The following is a 22,701-nucleotide window of genomic DNA, read 5'->3' on the forward strand; positions in this document are numbered from 1 at the left end:
TCATTTTAACCCGGCCGGCAAGCGGGAAAGAAGCGATGTGGGAGAAGGATCACAAAAGCGCAGCGCGACAGGCTGTCCGGATCTGTCCGCCTGATGTCCGGCTTCAGGCTGGCGCGGCGCTGCTGTGGCGGCGATGATAGCCACAAATCGGAAGGAGAGTGTCATGCTGGAATTACGCCCTAACTGCGAATGCTGTGATAAAGATCTGCCGCCGGCCTCGCCCGACGCGCGCATCTGCTCGTATGAGTGCACGTTTTGCGTCGACTGCGCTGAGGGGGTGCTGGCGCAGCGCTGCCCTAACTGCGCTGGAGAGCTGGTGCGGCGGCCGGTGCGTCCGGCACAGGCGCTGCTGCGCCATCCGGCTGGCACGCAGCGATATCCTTTATCCCCATCGCGTGGTTAACATCGTCAGGGGAATTGGCTTTACAGGCTGCGCATAATTATCCTGCGCCACGTTGCCGCTAATTTGGACGGCGAAGCGGGTCTGGCAGAAAATTAGCGTTATACTAATCACGCTTATCGATTAATTGCCAGAGTGATACTTTTTCACCGGGTTGAGAAAAATAACCTGACGAACAAGGCTGCCGGTCGGCTTTAATTGTTTCATAACCAGAAAACGAACTGCTCTGTTTTTTATTGGTAAAATTCAATGCATTAGAATTTCTTGCTGAGATTTTGTTCGCGCTGGCGATATTTTTTGTGACGGCTGGTCAGAGCACGGACCTTATTTCATCTCGCTTTACCCGCTTTCGACGGTTATTTCCGCTACCGTTAACTTTTTTACGGTTTTTTCTGAAAATAGAAGTTTTCTGAAAGTATTTTGCCGGCTTCAATGGTATTCTTTCCGGGCAATGCTAGTGATGTGGCGTTGTGTGCTTCAGTTTTACCCTCTTTTAAGCAGGGATTTCCCGCTTTATGCATTTTATGACAATAGCATTGTCCACCCGATCCTCGCGATCGGGTTTTCTTTATTCCCTTTGAATTATCCGTTTATTTTCCCGCTGGCCTTTTCGTGCCACACCTCCTTAAAGTCTCCATAATCGTTAAGAAAGCGCTAACAGGGCGTAATGTATTGTAAGTCGCCGATTTTTAAGAGTTTTGGACATGCTGTTTTAGCTTTGTTTAAGCAATAGTAAGGATCAACGGCGCGCAGACTGCCGTTATCCCTGGAGGTAACATCATGAAAAAAACAACACTTACGATTATTGCGTCACTTATTGCATGCAGCACCCTGTTTTCCAGCGTCTCCTGGGCCGACGGTCCCGGTGACCATCGCTGGGATCCGCACGGCGGCGACCGCCATCAGGATCGCGGTCCGGGCCCCGATCATCATGACCGTCGCGACTTTGGCCTCGACCGCGGACCGGGCCCGGATCGTCACGACCACTATGCTGACCACCGTATGCCGGAAGGGCATCGCGGCGGCGACCGCTTTGCCTGGCGCGGCCATGATTTTCGCCGTGGTTATCCGGCACCGCCGGAGTTCCGTGGTCCACACTATCGCGTCGACGACTGGCGGGCACGCGGTCTGTATGAGCCGCCGCGCGGCGAGCACTGGGCCTTTATTGACGGCAACTATGTGTTAGTGGCGGCCGCGACCGGCATCATCACCGCCATTCTGCTGAATAACGCGTTTGACTGATCTTCTCTGACGGATGGCGCAAGCCATCCGTGTTTCTCTCTGCTTTCGCTGCTCACCAGGTTATTCTGTAGGCAACCCGTTTTTCCTTTCAACGCGTTAAGGAGTCATGATGACCGTGGTAAAAATGGTGGCGGTGGATATGGACGGCACCTTTCTCGACGATAAAAAACAGTACAACCGGGCGCGTTTTCACGCCTGCTATCAGGAGATGAAGCGGCGCGGCATCAAATTTGTGGTCGCCAGTGGCAATCAGTATTACCAGCTCAAATCCTTCTTTCCTGACATTGCCCATGAAATCGCCTTTGTTGCCGAAAATGGCGCGTGGATCCTTGAGGGTGATGAAGAGTTATTCTGCGGCGCGTTCTCCCGCGAGGATGTCAATGCGGTGCTGGATACGCTGCAGCGCGGTAACTATCCCAACCTGAAATATATCCTCTGCGGCCGTAACAGTGCTTATCACTTCAACACCATGGACGAGCAGTGGCTGGTGAAAATGCGTCACTACTGCCATCGTCTCAGGGCGATCGACAGCCTCGCTGACGTGGGCGATGACCGGCTGTTCAAGTTTGCGCTGAATCTCTCCGATGATTATGTCGATATTCTGATGGCCGATATTGAGCGTCTGCATCAGGGCGCAGCAGCGGCGACCTCCAGCGGGCACGGCTCGGTGGATTTGATTGTGCCCGGCTTACACAAAGCTAACGGCCTGCGTTTGCTGCAGCAGCGCTGGAACATCAGCAGCGATGAGGTGCTGGCGTTTGGCGACGGCGGCAACGATCTGGAGATGCTGGTGCAGTCGCGCTTCAGCTTTGCCATGCACAATGCGCCGCAGCGGGTAAAAGACGCCGCACGCTATGGCGCAGCGTCGAATAATCAGGAAGGCGTGCTGCAGGTCATTGAGCAGATGCTGGCGGGAGAAGGGCCGTTTGCTGGCTGAATAAGCAACGGGCAGCATCCGCTGCCCGAAAGGCTCAGACGACGCGCCACGCGGCGGTAATCATCGCCGTGAGCGTGGCGGGCTCATAATCAACCCAGCCGTTTTTGCTGTTGGCGCGCGCCACAATCCACTCGACCTCATCTGCGGTTAGCGTTGGTCCTTCCAGCCAGAACGGCATGATGGCATGCTGCTGCAGCCAGGCTTTCAGCGCCAGCGCCGGTGGTGCCGTTTCATCGGGCAGCAGGCGTTCCGCCAGCGCCGTCATCAACCGCTGCTGTTCGGGGTGCGCGCTTTCAGCCAGCACATCGAGGAACGGGAACAGCAGGCGACCGCATACTTCGCCGTGATGGAACGGTTTGATGGCCCCCAGTTCCCCGGCGATACCGTGAATCACCCCCAAACCCGCGCTGCTCAGGCTGACGCCGCCAAGCCACGACGCCATCATCATCGCCTCACGCGCCGCATCACCGCGGCTGTCATCGCGATGCAGGTGCGGCCACGCCTGCATGAACAGCTGCAGACCATTGAGGGCGTTTTGCTGGCTGAACAGGTTTCCTTTGCGCGACAGATAGGCCTCGAAGAGATGGGTGAAGGCATCGATGGCGCAGGTCGCCAGCACGCGATCCGGCGTCCCTTTGAGCAGATCGGGATCGAGAATCGCCACCTGCGGCACAAACACCGGATGGCGCAGCGAAGCTTTCACCTTAATGTGCTGCTGATCGGTCACCACCGCATTCTGCGTCACCTCGCTGCCGGTGCCGGCAGTGGTGGGTATGGCGATCAGCGGCAGCGTCACCGCCTGCACCGGCGTGTCACCCACTTTCTCCAGGTAGCGCGCGATGTTCAGCGGATGCTGCATCATGGCGCTGAAGGCTTTGGCCGCATCCAGCACGCTGCCGCCGCCAATGGCGACAACGCGATCGACGTGTCCGCGCCAGCGCGTTACCCAGTTATCGATCTCGTCCGGTGAGGCTTCGTGGCTGACAATTTCATAGCCCAGAATGTGATCGTTCAGCGTCGCGCCGAGACGCGTCCACGCCGGGCTGTTAAGAAATGAGCGGCCGCAGAACAGCAGCGTAGGCTGCGGATTTGCCGCCAGCAGCGGCACCAGGCGGTCGATGCTGCCACGGCCAAACAGGGTTTGTTGATTACTGTACAGCTCAATCAGATGCTCACTCACCTGCAGATCCTTATCGGTTGGCATAAAGCATTCAGTGTAACCAAAAGCCGCGCCGCTTCCGGGGCAAACATTCTGATAACCCTCCGACAAAAAGTTGATCACCTTCGCAAAACAGAAATTCACCCGCTGCACCAGGTGCTTTCCCGTCAATGTTACCCTTAACATGATACCGGTAACAGGATGTCGTATTCTGAAACATCTGGCACTGATAACCCCTTTGTCCCATTACAACAAACCGCTGCCGGTACAACGCCGCGCGCAAAAGTGGAGAAAAATTATGCCATTACTCTATGTGGCAATTGGCGTGGCGTTACTGCTGCTGCTGATGATTCGCTTCAAACTCAACGGCTTTATCGCGCTGATTCTGGTCGCACTGGCGGTGGGCATGATGCAGGGCATGCCGGTCAATAAAGTGATCGGATCGATCAAAACCGGCGTCGGCGGCACCCTGGGCAGCCTGGCGCTGATCATGGGCTTTGGCGCGATGCTGGGTAAACTGCTGGCCGACTGCGGCGGTGCGCAGCGTATTGCAACCACGCTGATTGAGAAATTCGGTCAGAAACACATTCAGTGGGCGCTGGTGCTGACCGGCTTCACCGTCGGCTTCGCGCTGTTTTATGAAGTCGGCTTCGTGCTGATGCTGCCGCTGGTGTTCAGTATCGCCGCGTCGGCGCGCGTGCCGCTGCTGTATGTCGGCGTGCCGATGGCGGCAGCCTTATCGGTGACGCATGGCTTCCTGCCGCCGCACCCGGGCCCGACCGCCATCGCCACGTTGTTTAATGCCGATATGGGCAAAACCCTGCTGTACGGTACGCTGCTGGGGATCCCGACGGTGATTCTGGCCGGTCCGGTGTACGCGCGTTTTCTGAAAGGCATTGATAAACCGATTCCGGAAGGGCTGTGGAACCCGAAAACCTTCAGCGAAGCGGAAATGCCTGGCTTTGGCGTCAGCGTGTGGACGGCGCTGGTGCCGGTGATCCTGATGGCGCTGCGCGCCGTGGCCGAAATGCTGCTGCCGAAAGGCCATGTGCTGCTGCCGTACGCGGAATTCTTTGGCGATCCGATCATGGCGACGCTGATTGCTGTGCTGATCGCCATCTTCACCTTTGGTCTTAATCGCGGTCGCAGCATGGATGAGGTGATGGGCACCATCACCGATTCGATCAAAATCATCGCCATGATGCTGTTAATCATCGGCGGCGGCGGAGCCTTCAAGCAGGTACTGGTGGACAGCGGCGTCGATAAATACATCGCCGGCATGATGCACGAAACCAACGTCTCGCCGATCTTTATGGCGTGGTCGATTGCGGCGGTACTGCGTATTGCGCTGGGATCTGCCACGGTGGCAGCGATCACCGCTGGCGGTATTGTGGCGCCGCTGATTGCCACCAGCGGTGCCAGCCCGGAGCTGATGGTGATTGCTGTGGGCTCCGGCAGCGTTATTTTCTCGCACGTGAACGATCCGGGCTTCTGGCTGTTCAAGGAGTACTTCAACCTGACTATCGGGGAAACGATTCGCTCGTGGTCGGCGCTGGAAACCATCATTTCAGTGTGCGGTCTGCTGGGCTGTCTGTTGCTGTCGGCTGCGCTGTAACCAGGCTGAGGCGCTGCGCCTCAGCCCCGGCGGCTTACTGCGCTAACGCGCGGAAGGCCGCCAGCTCATCCTCCGGCATGCCGGCCTGCTGGGCTGCCGCGCAAATTTGCTGCCAGCTGTTGCTGTCCAGCGGAATACCTTCGCGTTCGCGCTCAACACGGTTGCGCGTTTCCCATTCGCCCGGCACCAGAATCTCCGCCTCACCACTTTGCGGTGAACGCCTGACCCACGCGAGAAACTCTTCGGCTTCCTGCTGCATCGCCGGTGCGTCAAACGCAGCGGGGTCGAGAATTATAGTGGTCATGCCGTTAAAAATGGCGTCCGTGTTGGTAAGCAGCGTGGCGTCATGCGTGGTGCGACCGCCGGACAGCGCACCGCCGAGGATTTCGCACATCGTCGCCAGCGCATAGCCTTTGTGCAGGCCGAAGGCGGTCAGCGCGCCATACGGCGACTGATGCATTACACCCGGATCGGTGGTCGGCTGGCCCTGTTCATCAATCAGATAGCCCGGCGCGACCGGCTGACCTTTGTTGTACGCTACGCGCGTTTTCCCGTAGGCAATGCCGCTGGTGGCGAAGTCCAGCAGCAGCGGTTCGCCGTTGTGACGCGGAAACACCGCGCAGAACGGATTGGTGCCGAAGCGGCGATCGCTGCCGTTAAACGGCGCCACCATCGGATCGCCCATCACATTCACGAAATGAAAAGAAACCAGGCCCGCCGCGGCACACTGTTCCGCCCAGTGCCCGATGCGGCCAATGTGGTGCGCGTGGTGCAGGCCGATCGCCGCAAGGCCAAACTTTTTCGCCCGCTCGATGCCGAGTTGCATGGCTTCGTACGCGGCCACCTGGCCAAAGCCCTGCTGGCCGCTGAGGGTCATTACGGCACCCGCATCTTTTTCGATGCTGACGTGCTGATTGAGCTGCAAAAAGCCCTGCGTCAGCGAGGCCATATAGCTCGGTATCATGCCAACGCCGTGGGAATCATGGCCTGCAAGGTTGGCGGCCACCAGATGGTCGGCTACCAGGCGCGCTTCGTCGGCGCTGCTGCCGGCATGCAGCCAGATGGCTTGCACAAACTGATGTAAACGGGAAGGGGAAACACGATGCAGTTGAGTCACGCGGTTAATCTCCTTATTGGGGGAAGAGATCATCCTGTGCTGAAATGCATAATAACCGCAAGTGAGGGCGGGTAAAGGGCCACAACACGTGGCCCAACGTACTCAGTGCGGCTGTTCGAAGCCGGCTTTAACCATCTGTTCACGCAGTGCGCGTGCAATTTCACGGTTCCCACCCGTGATCGGATAAATAACGTTGTTGACGACATCGTCAAGATAGTGCTCTTCAAACTCTTGCAGGGTGAGCTGCGTACCGCCTTCGTCATTGATAGCAATGCTGCCACGAATGTGATTGCCATAATCCTTTGCCTTCAGGCTGTAACGACCCATGCTGGTATTAATCGTGCTCATATCGTCTCCTTGTTGCGTCGGCATAGCGAACCATTGCGCCCGCTACAGGCGCTGTAATTTTAGACAATCCTCACGCTGTGCGTGCGGCCCGGCGCAGACTAAAGCGGTGAGCTGCGACCCGTCTCGCAGAAAATAATCTGAAGCGACACCGTATACGGCAGGTGGCTGCGATCGGGCTCGCAGCAGCGCGCTAAGCCGGAATAATCATCTATACTGATTGCACGATGCGTTATTTTTCATCCTGAAGGAGCGAACTATGAAAATAATACTGTGGATCATCGCCATCATCTTTATTGTCGGCTTACTGACGATTACTGGCGTGTTTAAACTGATTTTCTGACGCGTTCAGGCACCCACCGGGTGCCTGATATCATGATTCGGCGTGGCCGGTGGCGGACGCAGCGCAAGAGGATGAAAGCGGAATCAGATCGCGCAGGCTGATCGGTTTACCGCATGCGGCGCAACAGGCACCGTGATGATCGGGAGCATCGGCGTTTTCCCTGCCCGGTACTGTATAAAAAAATTTGGCGCAACCGCAGCGGCTGCAACGAATTGTCATCTCAGTTCCTCCTTTCTCCGTCCTGGAGTCGTGAGATTTATCTTATTCATACGGTCAGTTCAATTGATAAATTTTATTAATTTATTCATGTAATCAATTTTCACGGATAAGTTGCTGAATATTAAGTAATCACTTTGGGTAATCATCTGTAGTGGAGTGCATTTTCTGCACCTTTTGTCCTTTGCGTTTTGTTTATTTGCCGTTTCGACTATCGGCGCACAGTGAGGTAAAATTAACCAGCTGATTGTCCGTAAAGGCAGGTGCGAGAGACACCGGTGTGGCGCGTATGCATGACGCGTCTGCGGCTTCAGCCATTCACTCACGGCAGGGCGGTGCGGCGAGAAAGTGTGCTGCGCGGTGACTGTCCGATACAGGAAGATTTAACAGGAAGCATTGTTGTGAACTGGCGTATTTCTGCCGCCTTTTGCGGCTGTATTTTGACCTCATCGGTCTCTTTTTCGGCACCAGCGGCAACCGCAGGCGAAGCGATCAAATCGGGCTGGAACACCTTCTCCGGTAACGTCGCGCAAACCTGGAACCAACCGCAAAACTATGATCTTTACATCCCGGCTATCACCTGGCACAACCGTTTTACTTACGATGATGAACACATCAAAAAGTACAATGAGCGGCCGTGGGGCGCGGGCGGCGGCGTTTCGCGCTGGGATGAAAAGGGCAACTGGCACGGCCTGTATGCCATGGTGTTCAAAGACTCATTTAACAAGTGGGAGCCGATTGCCGGCTACGGCTGGGAGGCCACCTGGCGACCGCTGAACGATCAGAATTTCCACCTCGGTGCCGGTTACACCGCAGGCGTGACGGCCAGAGATAACTGGAGATACATCCCGGTTCCGCTGGTGTTGCCGCTGGCATCGGTTGGATACGGCCCGGCAACTTTTCAAATGACTTACATTCCAGGCACTTATAATAACGGCAACGTCTATTTTGCCTGGCTACGGTTTCAGTTTTAATCGCTGAAGATGCGCAGAAAGTGTGAAGAGCATGGAAAAAATCGATATTTATCACTTTTTCATCAATTCGCGCTGGACAAATGTCACTGCAATTGCTGTACTAGATGCCGACACAGTTTAGTGTCCATTTTTCATGTAAAGGTAATATAGATGTCCAAGATCAAAGGTAACGTTAAGTGGTTTAATGAGTCCAAAGGATTCGGTTTCATTACTCCAGAAGATGGCAGCAAAGATGTATTCGTACACTTCTCTGCTATCCAGAGCAACGGCTTCAAAACTCTGGCTGAAGGTCAGCGTGTAGAGTTTGAAATCACCGACGGCGCTAAAGGCCCATCTGCTGCTAACGTTACCGCTCTGTAAGTTAACAGTCAGAATTTTAAAAACCCGCCTGATGGCGGGTTTTTTTTGTGCCTTTTTCAGCCCTGCCACCAGCTAAAAGCCCAGGCGACGATCACCAGCATACTGAGCGACAGCGCCAGCCATTCATTCAAACAGTGCGGTACCAGATTTTTCATGTGTCATGCCTCGCTGCGTCATTTAAGCCAGCATGGCAAAGCAAGATTAAGCCAGCCTTAAGCCTGCGTGACAGCGGCATGACAAGGCACATTGTGCGGCGTCGCTCACAGATAATTCCTGTAACATACTCATAACAAACCTTACTTGCAGATTTTTTACCGGCAACGCTATATAACAGCAGTCAGGGAACGGAGGAGGCAGGATGAACATACGTGAAGCACAAGCCAAAGACAGCTTTGCCCTGAGTGCGCTGTTAACCGAGCTGGGTTATCGCGGCACGGAAAAATTTATTACCGGGCGCCTGGCGCAGCTGTGCGCACATCCGGACGAGACGCTGCTGGTGGCGGAACACGGCAATCAGGTGCTGGGATTTCTTTCGCTGCACTTTATTCCGCAGCTGGCATTAGCGGGCGATTTCGCGCGCATCAGCTATTTCTGCATCGCTGAAGGCGAGCGCAGCAAAGGCAGCGGTCAGCAGCTGCTGAATCACGCCGAGCAGCTGGCGCGCGCCCGGGGTTGCGATCGCATGGAAGTGCATTGCCATGCCTCGCGTCTCAAAGCCAACCAGTTTTACGCGCGCGAGGGCTACGTTGAATCGCCGCGCTATCACATCAAAGATCTGGGCTGATATTCAGCTCGCGCCCGCAGGCAATTACCAGCGCATCGGCGATGCTGTCGAGCTGGTCGGCCGGCAGCCGCGCGATGCTGACGCGGATGAACTGCCCGCTGTTGATGCTGCAGCGCTCCCCCGGCAGCACCGCAATGCCCCGTGCGGCGAGGGTGATCATCGCATACTGCTCTGACGCCACCGGCAGCATCACGCTCAGCCCGTCGCGATCTTCCAGCACCAGCCCGCGCCGTGCCAGGGCCGCCAGCAGCTGCTGACGGCGCGCGGCATAAGTGGCTTTGGCCTGCTGTATGCCCTGCTGAGTGGGCGCATCGCTCAGCATCCACGCCACCGCATCCTGCAGAATACGGCTGGTCCAGCTGACGCCGAAATTACGCCACGACTGCAGCCGTTTCACCATCTCAGCCGTGCCGGATAGCACCGCCAGCCGCAGGTCCGGCCCGTAGGCTTTGGAGAACGAGTGCACGTGTAGCGTACGCTGCGGATAGTAACGGCCGAGACTCCACACCGGCCAGCGCGACAGGTCGCCAATGCCGTCATCCTCAACAATGATGGTGCTGCTGCTGGCCAGCACCTGCGCCAGCTCCGCGCTGCGCTGCTGGCTGACGCTGTAACCGGTCGCGGAGTGGGTGCGCGGCTGGTAAATGAACAAGGCCGGCGCTTTCTGCAGGTGTGTTGCCAGTACCGCAGGCAGCGGTCCCTGCTCATCACACGGCAGCGGCAGGATTTCCGCCCCGATGTTGTCGAGCATATCCAGCAGACGCGTCGCGGTGGGATCTTCGATCACCACCCGATCGCCGGGCGACAGCAGCGTCTGCACGATCAGGTTCATGGCATCAAAGCCACCGTCAGTTGCCAGCCAGGCTTCCGCCGGACAGGGCCAGCGTGGCGCGATCGCCGCCTGCAGCTGTGGCGATATCGCCTCACGCTGATAGCTGTTCAGCTGCGGTGACGCCAGCCCGGCCAGCATTGCCTGGCGCAGGTCCGGCAGCAGCGCCGGATCGGGCCCGGCCATCGCCAGCGCGGCTTTGACGTTTTCACCGTAGTTGCCAATTTTCTCAAAGCGGATCGGGCGCGGCATGACGCTATTGCCGCACACCCAGACACCGCTGCGCCCTTTGCCCGCCAGCACCTTCTGCTTTTTCAGCTGCGCCCAGGCCGCCGACACCGTCGCCGGGCTTACGCCCAGCCGCTCCGCCAGGTCGCGCACCGCGGGCATCTGCATGCCCACAGCGATCTGCCCGTCACGAATCAAGGTCGACGCGGCGAGGGTAATACCTTTCACCGAAGCATCGCTAATCTGCTGGCTGAGCCATTCTGCATCCACAATGTGTGCCATAAGAAAATAATTTGTTCAGTAACAAAGAAATGATTGTTCAGATTAGTATTCGCGTTTTAGACTCAAATTCAAGCACAATTTGCGGAAAAAATGCACAGCGCCAGCGTGGCGGCTGAACAAACGGGGAAGCACAACGATGATCACAATCAGACTGGCGGTGCGTGACTGGGACTACTTCACCCCGCTGGCGCTGGGCGATATCCAGCCGGAGGGCTTCAGGCTGGTCATAGACCGCGTAGGCACGCTGGTGGATAACCTGGCCAGCAGCGAACACTACGAAGGCGGTGAAGTATCATTCAGCCGCTATGCACAGGCGCGGGCGCGCGGCGACACGTCACTGCTGGGCCTGCCGCACTTTCTGATGCGCGGCTTTCGCCAGCGCTGCATCATCACGACCGCCGCCAGTCCGCTGACCACGCCGGCCCAGCTGAAAGGCAAAAAAATTGGCGTCACCGGCTGGCAGGATTCGGGCAATACCTGGACGCGCACCGTGCTGCGCGAAGCCGGCGTCGGGATTGACGACGCATTCTGGTTTGCCGGACGCCTGACCGCTGACCATCCGGTTGTCGATCGGCTGGCGGGATTTGGCCGCCCGGGGCGCATTGAACCGGCCCCGGACGAGCGTCCGCTGATTGAGCTGTTAAAGGCCGGCGAGCTGGATGCGGTGTTCACGCCGTTTATGCCTGAGGGCTTTTTCCTGAAGGATTCTGGTCTGCGTCAGCTGCAGGAGGATTTCGTCAGCGCCGAGCGCGATTACTTCAACCGCGTCGGCTATGTGCCCGGTATTCATCTGCTGGCGCTGAAGCCGGCGCTGGCGGCCGCACATCCGTGGCTGCCGCAGGCGCTGAGTGAGGTGATCGATCGGGCGTATCAGCTGTGGATGCGTAAACGCGAGAAGTACGCGGATACCACGCCGTGGCTGCTGGATGATTTGCGACGCACCGCGCAGGAATTACCTGCCGACTGGAATCAGAACGGATTTACCGCTAACAAAAGGATGATTGCCGACTTTGCCCGTGAGCTGTATCAGCAGGGCTTAACCACAACGTTGCTCACGCCCGAGGAGATTTTCCCGGCGGCGGCCAGAGGGGAGTGAAGATGAAAGTAGCCATGGGGCAGTTTGCCGTGAGCCGTGACTGGCAGGAAAACACCGCCATTTGTCGCGGCCTGATGCAGGATGCGCTGGCGGCGGGCGCCGATCTGCTGGTGTTGCCGGAAGGCGTACTGGCGCGTGATATCGCCGATCCCGATCTGGTATTAAAAGCCGCTCAGCCACTCGACGGGCCGTTTGTCACGCAGCTGCTGGAGATCAGCAGAGGTAACGCGCTGACCACCATGATGAGCGTGCACGTGCCGACGCAGGATAACAAAGCGCACAACGTGCTGATTGCCCTGCGCAACGGTGAAATCATTGCGCAGTACGTCAAGCTGCATCTGTACGATGCTTTCGCCATGCAGGAGTCGCAGCGCGTCAATCCGGGCAATGACGTGCCGCCGCTGGTTAAGGTGGCTGGCATGAACGTCGGCCTGATGACCTGCTACGACGTGCGCTTTCCCGAGCTGGCGCGCCGGCTGGTGCTGGACGGCGCCGACGTTTTGGTGCTGCCTTCCGCCTGGGTTAAAGGGCCGCTCAAGGAGATGCACTGGGAGCTGCTGACCAGTGCGCGCGCGCTGGAAAACACCTGCTACATGGTGGCGGTGGGCGAGTGCGGACCGCGCAACATTGGTAACAGTCTGGTGATCGATCCGCTCGGCGTAGTCATTGCTAAGGCGCCAGAGTGTGCTGCACTGGTGTTTGCCGAACTCGATCCAGCGCGCATCGCTTACGCGCGCAGCGTGTTGCCGGTACTGGAAAATCGCCGCTTTGCCCGTCCGGAACTGCAATCACTTTAACCTGCCAGGGGGAAACTGACTGATGAAAACGCTTTTAACCGCCATCGCGCTGGCGACCGGCCTGACGGTGAGCTGCGCGCAGGCAGCGGACGCCATTCCCACGCAAAAAATGGATGCGGCGCTGCACGATCGGCTGCCGGCGCAGATTAAACAGGCAGGCAAAATGATCTCGGTAAATAACGGCTCGTTTCCGCCGTATGAGATCGTCAACGGGCCGCACGCAATGGATGGCGCGTCGGCCGACCTTACCGTGGCACTGGGCCAGTTGCTGGGCGTGAAAATCGAACACGCAACGGTCAGCGGTCTCTCCGGCGTGCTGGCCGGCATCAATTCAGGGCGCTATCAGATGGCCATCGGGCCGATCGGCGACTATCCGGATCGCCAGCAGAAAGTCGACTTTATCGACTACGTGCAGGAGTTTGTGGTGTTCGGCGTGCAAAAGGGGAATCCGGCGCACATCAACGGCCTGGCGGATACCTGTGGCAAGCGCATCGCGGTGATGGCGGCCGGCTCGGCGGAGCAGGTGATCCGTAAGCAATCCGCCGCCTGCGAGGCTGCGGGCAAACCGGCGGTGGTGGTGCAGTCCTTTACCGATCAGCCGTCGTCGATACTGGCGGTGCGTTCGAAGCGTTCCGATGCATTCTTCTCCTCGCAGGCGCCGCTGACCTACTTTATTGAGCAGGCGCAGGGGCAGCTTGAGCTGTCGGGGCAGGGGCAGAAAAACGGCTTTGGCGATATTTTCCAGGGCACGGTCGTCCCCAAAGGCTCGCCGCTGGGCGAGGTGGTGCTGGATGCCTATAAAGAGCTGTTCGCCAACGGCACCTACGCGGCCATCATGAAAAAGTGGCAGCTGGACGGCAACATGCTGCCGCAGCCGGGACGTAATCTGGCGCAGGAGACGGTAAAATGAGTGGCGTTGGCCACAACGCGCGCGCCACGGATCAGGCTGACGTGGCGCAGCGCGACGTTGCTTTTGCCCGCAGCGCGCCGGCGTACGGACGCTGGATCAGCTGGATTGTGGTCCTGACGCTGGCGGCGAATGGACTGTGGCTGGTGGCGACCAATCCCAATTTCGAGTGGCACGTGGTGCTGCAGTGGTTTACCGAAGGCTCGGTGCTGAAAGGGCTGCAGGTGACGCTCGGGCTGACGGTGGTGTCGATGGTGCTGGGCACCCTGCTGGGGCTGCTGCTGGCGGTGTGGCGGTTGTCGGAAAATAAACTGCTGAGCGGCGTATCGGCGCTCTACATCTGGTTCTTTCGCGGTACGCCGCTGCTGGTACAGCTGATATTCTGGTACAACCTGTCGACGCTGTTTCCCACGCTGTCGATCACCGTGCCGTGGACCGATATCACCTTTGCCAGCTGGAACACCAACGATCTGATCACGCCGCTGACCGCCGCCATCGCCGGTCTGGCGCTCAATGAGGCTGCCTACATGGCAGAAATTATCCGTGCCGGCCTGCTGTCGGTCGATCACGGCCAGGTGGAAACCACTCAGGCGTTTGGCATGAGCCGCAGTCGCGCGCTGCGGCGTATCATCATTCCACAGGCGATGCGCGCCATTATCCCGCCGACCGGTAACCAGCTGATCAGCATGATCAAAGCCACGTCGCTGGTGAGCGTCATCGCCATGGGCGATCTGCTCTATTCGGTGCAGGCGGTGTATAACCGCACCTTTGAAATCATCCCGATGCTGATGGTGGCGGTGATCTGGTATCTGCTGATTACCTCGATCCTCAACGTCGGACAGTCCGCCATCGAGCGCTACTACGCGCGCGGCAGTAAACGCACCGTGGTGGTGAACAAGCGGCGCGCCAGCCGCGACACGGCGCTGGCCACGGCGACTCGCCTGAAGGAGGACGTATGAGTGAAGTGCAGCCGCTGGTCTGTGCGCGTAATGTGCAAAAGAGCTTCGGTGATAACGCGGTGCTCAAAGGCATCGATCTCGATGTGTTTCCGGGCGAAGTGGTGGTGATTCTCGGGCCATCCGGCTCGGGCAAATCCACCTTTCTGCGCTGCATTAATCATCTTGAAGAGATGAATGCCGGCTCAATTAGGGTGGGCGACGAGCAGATTGGCTATGCAATGAAACGCGGCCTGCTGCATCGCCTGTCGGCGCGGAAAATTGCCCATCAGCGGCAGAAAATCGGCATGGTGTTTCAGCAGTTCAATCTCTATCCGCACATGACGGTGCTGCAAAACATCGTTGAGGCGCCGATTGGCGTGCACAAGTTTCCACGCGATGAAGCGCTGCAGCATGCGCGCGAATTGCTGGCGACGGTCGGCATGAGCGATAAAGCGGACGCCTGGCCGCGTCATCTGTCAGGGGGTCAGCAGCAGCGCGTGGCGATTGCCCGTGCGCTGGCAATTAAACCGCTGCTGATGCTGTTCGATGAACCGACCTCGGCGCTGGATCCGGAGCTGGTGGGTGAAGTGCTGGCCACCATGCGCACGCTGGCCGATCGCGGCCTGACCATGATTGTGGTGACGCATGAAATTGGCTTTGCGCGTGAAGCCGCGGACCGCGTGGTGTTTATGGATGGCGGCGTGGTGGTAGAACAGGGCCCGCCGGAGCAGGTGATTGGCAATCCGCAGCATCCGCGCACTCAGGCGTTTCTCAGCCGCTTTATCTGAACGGGGATCTCACTCTGTTACAGATTGCAGTTGAGCGTGCTGAATAACTGCGCGTTAATAGTCCTGTCCGTTTTTCGCGAAGGTTGAAAGGTAAAATATGGAAGGTATCAGTATTGCCAAACTGCTGATCATCGGTGCGCTTATCGTACTGCTTTTTGGCACCAACAAGTTACGTTCACTGGGTGGCGATCTGGGTTCCGCAATCAAGGGCTTCAAAAAAGCCATGAAAGATGATGAATCCACCGCAACCAAAAGCAGCGCCGAAGAAACGCCTGCTGACCGCGTCGGCCATAAAGAGTAATCTCTGCGCTGAACGTCAATAAGTGTAAATATTTATTACCCTGAAAAAAACCAGACTGCCGCAGTCTGGTTTTTAGTTTTTAATGCCAGACGATATGGCTTTCTGCTGGCTCATCCCACGTTAATCGCATACCACCGAGGTCACTGCTGGCCAGCATGGCGCTGTCCGCGCTGTGCCACTCGTTCAGCCACGCGTCGCTGAAGGTCAGCGGCAGAATGGCAGGAGCAATATCATCCTGCTGGGTTGCCAGTTCAATCAGTGCGATATCAATGGCGCTGAGATCGCTGTCATCAATCGGCGTGATAACGGCAGCCGGCTGCGGCAGCACGGTAATCAGCTTATTGTAACGGCCGCTGACGTTGCCCTGCTGATCAACCAACTCGGCGCTGAAAACATGCTGTGCCGCGCTCAGGTCTGCTGGCTGGGCAAACTGCCAGTGACCCTGTTCGTCACCAGTCATCACCTCGATCAGCACATTATCAATATAGATATGGACCTGAGCGCCCGCGGGTAGCACGCCGCTAAACATTTGCGGCTCACCGCTGTCATCGTACTGTACGGCAAAGTCGTGCTGCGGCAGTGCGCGCGGCGTGGCAACCTCAGGCAGGCTGACCGAATGCTGTGCGACGGGTGCGTGGTGCTGCTGCGGATGCAGCGTCTGACCTTCTGCCAGATACAATGCCGCAGGCAGCGCGCCGACCAGCGGCAGCGCCGGGCTGAACGCCGGAACTTCAGGCAGGCTGTGCCAGACATTCTCGCCGACGGCCGACGGCGCTGACCACAGCGGCTGCGCCGTCGGCAGCAACGGCATTTCATCCGGCGTTACGCTGCGCAGCGCGGTGAACGGCAGCGCCGGCGCGGGCGCAGGCTGTACGCTTTGCGGCAGTTGCAGATGAATTTCGTCGTAGCGATGGTCGATGCTGATGGCGGTTGCAAGAAACGCCAGTTCGCACGACGCATGGGGCGTCACGAACGGATTGGTGATATCCATGGGCGTGGTGCGCGCTTTTAGCGCATCCAGGCTTTCGCCAGACGCGCCGCTTCGCGGTATACCAGAGGATGGACCTGACACATCCGCCGCTCGCATAACCTCGAGCTCATCGATATGAAAGGATGGTTGCATAATCTGACCTTTATAAAAAAACACTGAGAAAATAAAAAATAATAAACAGGCTCTTATGGCCTCAGCGGTTAAAGCGACAGATTTGAGACAGGGATTAAGCGGTTTAAGCAGAAATTTTGCGATTGCGCCGCGGAAGGGCGCAATCGCTGCAGGGAATTACTTCACTTCCAGGCCTTTGGCCTGCATGTCCGCGTGATAAGACGAGCGGACGAAGGGACCGCAGGCCGCATGGGTGAAGCCCATCGCCAGCGCTTCTTCTTTCATCTCATCGAACTCCGCCGGGCTGACGTAACGCTGCACCGGCAGATGGTGACGGCTTGGCTGCAGATACTGGCCGAGGGTCAGCATGGTGACACCGTGGCGACGCAGATCGCGCATCACCTCGATGATTTCCGCATTGGTTTCCCCGAGACCGACCATCAGACCGGATTTGGTCGGCACGTCCGGATGCGCCTCTTTAAAACGCTCCAGCAGCTTCAGCGACCACTCATAGTTGGCACCCGGACGCACCTGGCGATAGACGCGCGGTACGTTTTCCAGGTTGTGGTTGAACACATCCGGCGGAGTCGCCGTGAGGATCTCCAGCGCGCGATCCATACGGCCGCGGAAGTCTGGCACCAGCGTTTCAATTTTAATGCTCGGGCTTTTTTCGCGGATGGCGCTGATGCAGTCGGCAAAGTGCTGTGCACCGCCGTCACGCAGATCGTCACGGTCCACCGAGGTGATCACCACATAGCGCAGCGCCATATCGGCGATGGTTTGCGCCAGCTTCAGCGGCTCGTTGGCATCCGGTGCATTCGGGCGACCGTGTGCCACATCGCAGAACGGGCAGCGACGGGTACAGATGGCACCGAGGATCATGAAGGTGGCGGTGCCGTGGTTGAAGCATTCGGCGAGGTTAGGGCAGGAGGCCTCTTCACACACCGAGTGCAGGCCGTTTTTACGCATCGCCGCTTTGATGCCCTGAATGCGGCTGGAATCCGCGGGCAGTTTGATCTTCATCCACTCCGGCTTACGCAGGATTTCCTGACGCTCGGTGACCACGGTTTTTACCGGAATCAGCGCCATTTTGTCGGCATCGCGATACTTGACGCCACGTTCCATCTGAATTGGTTTACTCATAAATCTGCAGGTTCCGGTCGGGATTGCGATTTGAAAGCTTCCTCACTCAAACTGAGAACCAGGCTTTCAACTTTATTTGAAAAAATTGCAAAAATTATATCATCTCGCCGGGGCAGAAGCAGCCGATAAGCGGTGGCAGAAGTTACAATTTTGTAAATACGCACGTACAGTCAAGGTCAGTTCGTGGCTTCATTGTGCCATTCCGTGTCGGTAAAGCCGGTCAGGCGCGCGAAATGCTGCACCAGGCGCGGCTGTACATCCGCTGGCGTAACCCCAGGCTGGAACGCGCTGATTTGCGTCATCTGCATGCCGGCATAGCCGCAGGGATTGATGCGCAGGAAGGGCGACAAATCCATCGCCACGTTGAGCGCCAGTCCGTGAAACGAGCAGCCTTTGCGAATGCGCAGGCCGAGCGAACAGATCTTGGCCTCATCGACATAGACGCCGGGCGCATCCGCGCGCGCGCGCGCGCTGATGGCGTAATCGGCCAGCGTGGCGATCACCGTCTCTTCCAGCGCCGTCACCAACTCGCGCACGCCCAGCTTGCGGCGTTTAACGTCAATCAGTACATACATCACCTGCTGGCCCGGACCGTGATAGGTTACCTGGCCGCCGCGATCGCTCTGTACCACCGGAATATCACCGGGCACCAGCAGATGTTCGGCTTTGCCCGCCTGGCCCTGAGTAAACACCGCAGGGTGTTCCACCAGCCAGATTTCATCGGCGGTGGCGCTGTCGCGCCGATCGGTAAAGTGATGCATGGCATCGGAGACGGGCTGCCAGTCGCGCTGGCCAAGCTGACGAACAAGAAGCGTATTAGCAGACAAAGCAGAAGTCCGGTAGCGGGTGGAGGGCAGAGTATAACGCTGGCAAAGTGGCCTTTACCAGCGTCAGCATTACAGCACCATGCGCACGATTTCGATGTTGCCCAGCTCTTCGTACAGGGTTTCCACCTGTTCAATGTGGGTCGCGTTAATGGTGATCGAGACCGAGTGATAATTGCCTTTGCTGCTGGGCTTTACGTCAGGGCTGTAGTCGCCGGGCGCATGACGCTGCACCACTTCAACCACTTGATCAACCAGCTCCGGTTGCGCCAGGCCCATCACTTTGTAGGTAAAAGGCGTCGGGAATTCGAGCAGTTCATTCAGTTTGGTTTTCATATTAACTCCGGTGCATAAAAAACAGGCTCCCGCCGAAGCGGGAGCAATATAGTAGCTTATCTGGGGACGGATTGGCGATTTTTCAAGCGCGCCTTAGCCGAACCAGTGATGGAACATCAGTTTGATATAGTCGATGATGCGGCTGAAGAAACCGCCTTCCTGCACTTCGTTCAGCACCACCAGCGGACGTTGTTCAATGGTTTTACCATCCAGCTGGAAATTGATGCTGCCCACCACCTGGTTTTTCTGCAGCGGCGCGTGCAGTTCGGTATTGTTCAGTACATAGCTGGCCTTGAGATCTTTCATGCGGCCGCGCGGAATCGTCAGGTAGGCATCTTTTTCCACGCCGAGCTGCACGCGATCGCTGTTACCGAACCATACCGGCTCAGAGGCAAACTCTTTGCCCGCTTTCAGAGGTGCCACGGTTTCGAAGAAGCGGAAGCCCCAGGTCAGCAGCTTTTTACTTTCGGTTTCACGGCCTTTAAAAGTGTGACCGCCCATCACCGCCGAGATCAGACGCATCTGGCCTTCGGTCGCTGATGCCACCAGGTTATAACCGGCAGCTTCGGTGTGGCCGGTTTTGATGCCGTCGACGTTCAGGCTGGTATCCCACAGCAGGCCGTTACGGTTCATCTGGCGGATGTTATTAAAGGTGAACTCTTTCTCTCTGTAGACCGCGTACTCATCCGGCACGTCGCGAATCAGCGCCTGACCAATCAGCGCCATATCACGCGCCGTGCTGTACTGGCCGTCAGCATCCAGACCGTGCACGGTCTGGAAATGGGTATTTTTCAGGCCCAGTGCACCCACATAGTTGTTCATCAGGTTAACGAACGCGTCCTGGCTGCCGGCAACATAATCGGCCATCGCCACGCAGGCGTCATTACCGGATTGCAGCACGATACCGCGCGTCAGCTGGGAGACCGGTACGCGATCGCCCGGCTTGAGGAACATCAGCGAAGAGCCTTTGAACACCGGATTGCCGGTGGCCCAGGCATCTTTACCGACGGTAACGATATCATCCTGATGGATTTTGCCCGCTTTGACCGCCTGGCCGATGACGTAGCTGGTCATCATTTTGGTCAGACTGGCCGGATCGCGGCGCGCGTCAGCGTTCTTTTCTGCCAGCACTTTGCCGGAGTTATAGTCGATCAGCACGTAAGCTTCGGCATCGATGTCCGGCACGCCCGGAATCATGGTTTTCAGATTAACATCATCTGCAAAGGCAACGTGGCTGAGAGAAAGAGCGACCAGTGATCCCACTGTCAGGCGTTTCAGAAAACGAGAAGGTTTCAGCGTATTCATGTTCAGGACTACAACATCCGTGGGGTTAAGAGTGAAAAAAGTGCCTTACTATAGCAAAGCGGCCATCGTGCGACATCAGGCTTTACGCATCAGTATCAGCAGGTAAGGGCACGGCGCGTCACATCGACGGACGGGCCGTGGTAATAAAGGAGTTAATCTGCGCTTCATTGCTCAGGCGCTGCTGCAGCGCGGCGGCTTCAGCCCGGCTGCTGAAACCGCCAAGCTGCACGCGATAAACATTGCCATTGGCTTCCACCGCGCCCGGCACGCCGAAACGCTGGCCAAGGCTATCTGCCATCTGCCGTGCGCGCGCGGCATCATTCAGTGCGCCAACCTGCACCACAAAACCGCTGCCGGCATGGGCACTGGCGTTATGGCTGACCGGCGCCGGGCTGGCTGCCACAGCCGGCGCGGCAGCAACGGGTGCCGCCGCCGGGGCGCTACCTTCCAGCACGCCGCTGGCTAACGGCTGCGGCGCGCCGAGAAAGCCGCTGCTCTGCACCGGTGCGCCGATGTTACCGTTGCTCTGCAGTGAACTGTTATCCACCGCGCGGACATCCTGTGCGGCAGGCGCTGGCGCGCTGCTGGCACCGGTCATCACCATGCCACCGCTGAGATCCGGCCGCGCCGGCAGCGCATAGCTCTGTTTAGCCACGGTGGTGCCGATGGTGCCCGGGCCGGATACTGAACCGTCCGGCGCCACTTTGATGTAATCCACCCGCACGCGGGTGTTATTGGAGATATTCAGGCGATCGCCTGCGGCGCGCGACAGGTCGATAATCCGGCCCGGCGTATAAGGGCCGCGATCGTTGACGCGCACCACAATCTGTCGGCCGTTGGCCAGGTTAGTGACGCGCACGTAGCTCGGCAGCGGCAGGGTCGGGTGTGCGGCGCTCAGCGCGTCCGGATCGTAGGTTTCACCCAGCGCGGTGCGGTTGCCCTGTGCTTCTTCACCGTACCACGTTGCCAGACCAACTTCGCTGTAGTTGGACGGATCTTTAATCACCCGGTAGGTTTTGCCGTTGACGCTGTAGTCCTGGCTGGTAGAAGGATTGATCGGCTCATAGCGCGGCTCCACGCCGGGAATCTCCACCACCGGACCATTATAGGCCGGCTGCGGCGGTGCCGTGTTCGTCTGCTGTTCCGGTGTGGAACAGGCAGCCAGTACCAGTGATGCCAGAGCAACCCCAAGCCAGTCCTTACGCATGTGCAGCCTCTTAAACGCTTTTAGATAACATTTTTCGATGAGTGTGGATCGACATCACGATGCCAAATCCGGCCATTAACACAATCAGCGCCGATCCGCCGTAGCTCACCAGCGGCAGCGGCACGCCAACCACCGGTAAGATACCACTAACCATGCCAATGTTAACGAAAACATACACAAACAGAATCAGCATCAGGCCGCCGGACATCACGCGACCAAAGGTGGTTTGCGCGCGGGCGGCAATCACCAGCCCGCGCATGATCAGCAGCAGATAAAGCACCAGCAGCAGCAGGACGCCCACCAGGCCGAGCTCTTCCGCCAGAACCGCAAAGATAAAGTCGGTGTGGCGTTCGGGCAGGAATTCCAGCTGCGACTGGGTGCCGTGCAGCCAGCCTTTACCGCGCAGGCCACCGGAGCCGATAGCGATTTTGGACTGAATAATGTGGTAGCCGGCACCGAGCGGATCGCTCTCCGGATCGAGCAGCATCATCACGCGATCACGCTGATAGTCGTGCATCAGGAAGAACCACAGAATCGGGATGAACGCCGCCACCAGCAGCACGGCTACGCCAATCAGCTTCCAGCTCATGCCCGAGAGGAACAGCACAAACAGGCCGGAGGCGGCGATCAGGATTGAGGTGCCAAGGTCCGGCTGCGCCGCCACCAGCAGCGTCGGCATGAAAATCAGCACCAGCGCGATGCCGGTGTTCTTCAGCGTCGGCGGGCACACATCGCGGTTGATGAAGCGCGCCACCATTAGCGGCACGGCGATTTTGGCAATTTCCGACGGCTGGAAGCGCACAAAACCAAGATCCAGCCAGCGCTGCGCCCCTTTACTGATGTGGCCGAAGGCATCAACCGCCACCAGCAGGATCACGCAGACGATGTAGAGATAGGGCGCCCAGCTTTCATACACGCGCGGCGGCACCTGCGCCATCACCAGCATGATGATGGTGCCCATGGCAATCTGTCCGAGCTTACGCTCCATCATGCCCGGATCCTGGCCGCTGGCGCTCCAGATAACAATGGAGCTGTAGGCCAGCAGGCTGATGATAATCAGCATAAACAGCGGGTCGATATGGATACGCGTCCAGATCGTTCTTTTCTGGGGACTATCGTTCATCGA

24 protein-coding genes are annotated in these 22,701 nt (G+C 57.9%); 13 read left to right on the forward strand and 11 right to left on the reverse strand.

Going from position 1 to position 22,701, the window contains the following annotated elements:
• The first annotated feature begins 163 nt into the window (after positions 1-163).
• The 3 genes from MXF20_RS00180 to MXF20_RS00190 all read left to right on the forward strand — a co-directional run bounded on the left by MXF20_RS00180 (position 164) and on the right by MXF20_RS00190 (position 2,579).
• Positions 164-403 (forward strand): DUF1272 domain-containing protein, encoded by a 240-nt coding sequence (locus MXF20_RS00180; RefSeq protein WP_325966969.1) that lies wholly within the window; start codon positions 164-166, stop codon positions 401-403.
• A 777-nt stretch (positions 404-1,180) separates the two neighbouring features.
• Positions 1,181-1,642 carry an RcnB family protein gene (locus MXF20_RS00185; protein WP_325966970.1) on the forward strand — a complete coding sequence of 154 codons (462 nt, stop codon included), beginning with the start codon at positions 1,181-1,183 and terminating at the stop codon, positions 1,640-1,642.
• Between the two features lie 109 nt (positions 1,643-1,751).
• Positions 1,752-2,579 carry a Cof-type HAD-IIB family hydrolase gene (locus MXF20_RS00190; protein ID WP_325967912.1) on the forward strand — a complete coding sequence of 276 codons (828 nt, stop codon included), beginning with the start codon at positions 1,752-1,754 and terminating at the stop codon, positions 2,577-2,579.
• Between the two features lie 34 nt (positions 2,580-2,613).
• Here the strand turns inward: MXF20_RS00190 and MXF20_RS00195 are convergent, their stop codons facing one another.
• Entirely contained in the window at positions 2,614-3,759 is a 1,146-nt protein-coding gene (locus MXF20_RS00195; protein ID WP_325967913.1) for an iron-containing alcohol dehydrogenase, read from the reverse strand.
• A gap of 277 nt (positions 3,760-4,036) precedes the next feature.
• Here MXF20_RS00195 and gntT point away from each other — a divergent pair, with 277 nt between their 5' ends.
• Positions 4,037-5,353 carry a gluconate transporter gene (gene gntT / locus MXF20_RS00200; protein WP_021508602.1) on the forward strand — a complete coding sequence of 439 codons (1,317 nt, stop codon included), beginning with the start codon at positions 4,037-4,039 and terminating at the stop codon, positions 5,351-5,353.
• Positions 5,354-5,387: 34 nt separating this feature from the next.
• On the opposite strand, the gene MXF20_RS00205 is transcribed toward gntT, so the two are convergent.
• Both MXF20_RS00205 and MXF20_RS00210 read right to left on the reverse strand, forming a co-directional pair.
• Entirely contained in the window at positions 5,388-6,470 is a 1,083-nt protein-coding gene (locus tag MXF20_RS00205; RefSeq protein ID WP_325966972.1) for a malate/lactate/ureidoglycolate dehydrogenase, read from the reverse strand.
• Positions 6,471-6,572: 102 nt separating this feature from the next.
• Complete coding sequence (locus MXF20_RS00210) at positions 6,573-6,818, reverse strand: hypothetical protein (protein WP_325966973.1); 246 nt, start codon at positions 6,816-6,818, stop codon at positions 6,573-6,575.
• Between the two features lie 957 nt (positions 6,819-7,775).
• On the opposite strand from MXF20_RS00210, the gene pagP reads away from it, so the two are divergent.
• The 3 genes from pagP to MXF20_RS00225 all read left to right on the forward strand — a co-directional run bounded on the left by pagP (position 7,776) and on the right by MXF20_RS00225 (position 9,492).
• A complete protein-coding gene (pagP, locus tag MXF20_RS00215) occupies positions 7,776-8,348 on the forward strand; it encodes a lipid IV(A) palmitoyltransferase PagP (RefSeq protein ID WP_418936818.1) in 573 nt (190 codons plus the stop codon).
• A gap of 150 nt (positions 8,349-8,498) precedes the next feature.
• Positions 8,499-8,708: a transcription antiterminator/RNA stability regulator CspE gene (gene cspE, locus MXF20_RS00220; protein ID WP_010615627.1), complete on the forward strand. Its 210-nt coding sequence runs from the start codon at positions 8,499-8,501 to the stop codon at positions 8,706-8,708.
• Positions 8,709-9,066: 358 nt separating this feature from the next.
• On the forward strand, positions 9,067-9,492 hold the full coding sequence (locus tag MXF20_RS00225) for a GNAT family N-acetyltransferase (RefSeq protein ID WP_325966975.1): 426 nt from the start codon (positions 9,067-9,069) through the stop codon (positions 9,490-9,492).
• On the opposite strand, the gene MXF20_RS00230 is transcribed toward MXF20_RS00225, so the two are convergent.
• On the reverse strand, positions 9,476-10,831 hold the full coding sequence (locus MXF20_RS00230) for an aminotransferase class I/II-fold pyridoxal phosphate-dependent enzyme (RefSeq protein WP_325966977.1): 1,356 nt from the start codon (positions 10,829-10,831) through the stop codon (positions 9,476-9,478). The genes MXF20_RS00225 and MXF20_RS00230 overlap by 17 nt on opposite strands.
• Positions 10,832-10,967: 136 nt before the next feature.
• On the opposite strand from MXF20_RS00230, the gene MXF20_RS00235 reads away from it, so the two are divergent.
• From MXF20_RS00235 to tatE, 6 genes are all read left to right on the forward strand, one after another.
• A complete protein-coding gene (locus MXF20_RS00235; protein ID WP_325966978.1) occupies positions 10,968-11,927 on the forward strand; it encodes a nitrate ABC transporter substrate-binding protein in 960 nt (319 codons plus the stop codon).
• Positions 11,928-11,929: 2 nt separating this feature from the next.
• A complete protein-coding gene (locus MXF20_RS00240) occupies positions 11,930-12,724 on the forward strand; it encodes a deaminated glutathione amidase (RefSeq protein WP_325966979.1) in 795 nt (264 codons plus the stop codon).
• A 22-nt stretch (positions 12,725-12,746) separates the two neighbouring features.
• Positions 12,747-13,634, forward strand: a complete 888-nt coding sequence (locus MXF20_RS00245) for an ABC transporter substrate-binding protein (protein ID WP_325966982.1) — start codon at positions 12,747-12,749, stop codon at positions 13,632-13,634.
• Complete coding sequence (locus tag MXF20_RS00250; RefSeq protein WP_325966985.1) at positions 13,631-14,590, forward strand: amino acid ABC transporter permease; 960 nt, start codon at positions 13,631-13,633, stop codon at positions 14,588-14,590. The genes MXF20_RS00245 and MXF20_RS00250 overlap by 4 nt, the downstream gene beginning before the upstream one ends.
• Positions 14,587-15,357 carry an amino acid ABC transporter ATP-binding protein gene (locus MXF20_RS00255; protein ID WP_325966986.1) on the forward strand — a complete coding sequence of 257 codons (771 nt, stop codon included), beginning with the start codon at positions 14,587-14,589 and terminating at the stop codon, positions 15,355-15,357. Before MXF20_RS00250 ends, MXF20_RS00255 begins: the two co-directional genes overlap by 4 nt.
• 97 nt (positions 15,358-15,454) lie before the next feature.
• Positions 15,455-15,658, forward strand: a complete 204-nt coding sequence (gene tatE, locus MXF20_RS00260) for a twin-arginine translocase subunit TatE (protein WP_325966988.1) — start codon at positions 15,455-15,457, stop codon at positions 15,656-15,658.
• Positions 15,659-15,737: 79 nt separating this feature from the next.
• Here the strand turns inward: tatE and MXF20_RS00265 are convergent, their stop codons facing one another.
• The 7 genes from MXF20_RS00265 to mrdB form a co-directional block, all read right to left on the reverse strand.
• The gene (locus MXF20_RS00265) at positions 15,738-16,781 is read right to left on the reverse strand and encodes a hypothetical protein (RefSeq protein WP_325966990.1); all 1,044 of its coding nucleotides are present in this window, start codon (positions 16,779-16,781) and stop codon (positions 15,738-15,740) included.
• A 156-nt stretch (positions 16,782-16,937) separates the two neighbouring features.
• Entirely contained in the window at positions 16,938-17,903 is a 966-nt protein-coding gene (gene lipA, locus MXF20_RS00270; protein ID WP_058781252.1) for a lipoyl synthase, read from the reverse strand.
• 176 nt (positions 17,904-18,079) lie between these two features.
• Positions 18,080-18,730, reverse strand: coding sequence for a lipoyl(octanoyl) transferase LipB (gene lipB / locus MXF20_RS00275; protein ID WP_325966992.1), 651 nt, complete (start codon positions 18,728-18,730; stop codon positions 18,080-18,082).
• 69 nt (positions 18,731-18,799) lie between these two features.
• Positions 18,800-19,063 (reverse strand): DUF493 family protein YbeD, encoded by a 264-nt coding sequence (gene ybeD, locus MXF20_RS00280; RefSeq protein WP_010618866.1) that lies wholly within the window; start codon positions 19,061-19,063, stop codon positions 18,800-18,802.
• 93 nt (positions 19,064-19,156) lie between these two features.
• Positions 19,157-20,368: a D-alanyl-D-alanine carboxypeptidase DacA gene (dacA, locus tag MXF20_RS00285; RefSeq protein WP_021508587.1), complete on the reverse strand. Its 1,212-nt coding sequence runs from the start codon at positions 20,366-20,368 to the stop codon at positions 19,157-19,159.
• A gap of 118 nt (positions 20,369-20,486) precedes the next feature.
• Entirely contained in the window at positions 20,487-21,575 is a 1,089-nt protein-coding gene (gene rlpA / locus MXF20_RS00290) for an endolytic peptidoglycan transglycosylase RlpA (protein ID WP_325966993.1), read from the reverse strand.
• Between the two features lie 10 nt (positions 21,576-21,585).
• Positions 21,586-22,698 carry a peptidoglycan glycosyltransferase MrdB gene (gene mrdB, locus MXF20_RS00295; RefSeq protein ID WP_325967915.1) on the reverse strand — a complete coding sequence of 371 codons (1,113 nt, stop codon included), beginning with the start codon at positions 22,696-22,698 and terminating at the stop codon, positions 21,586-21,588.
• Positions 22,699-22,701 lie beyond the last annotated feature (3 nt).

The sequence above is a fragment of the Pantoea dispersa genome (assembly GCF_035783935.1).
Classification (GTDB): Bacteria; Pseudomonadota; Gammaproteobacteria; order Enterobacterales; family Enterobacteriaceae; genus Pantoea; species Pantoea dispersa_C.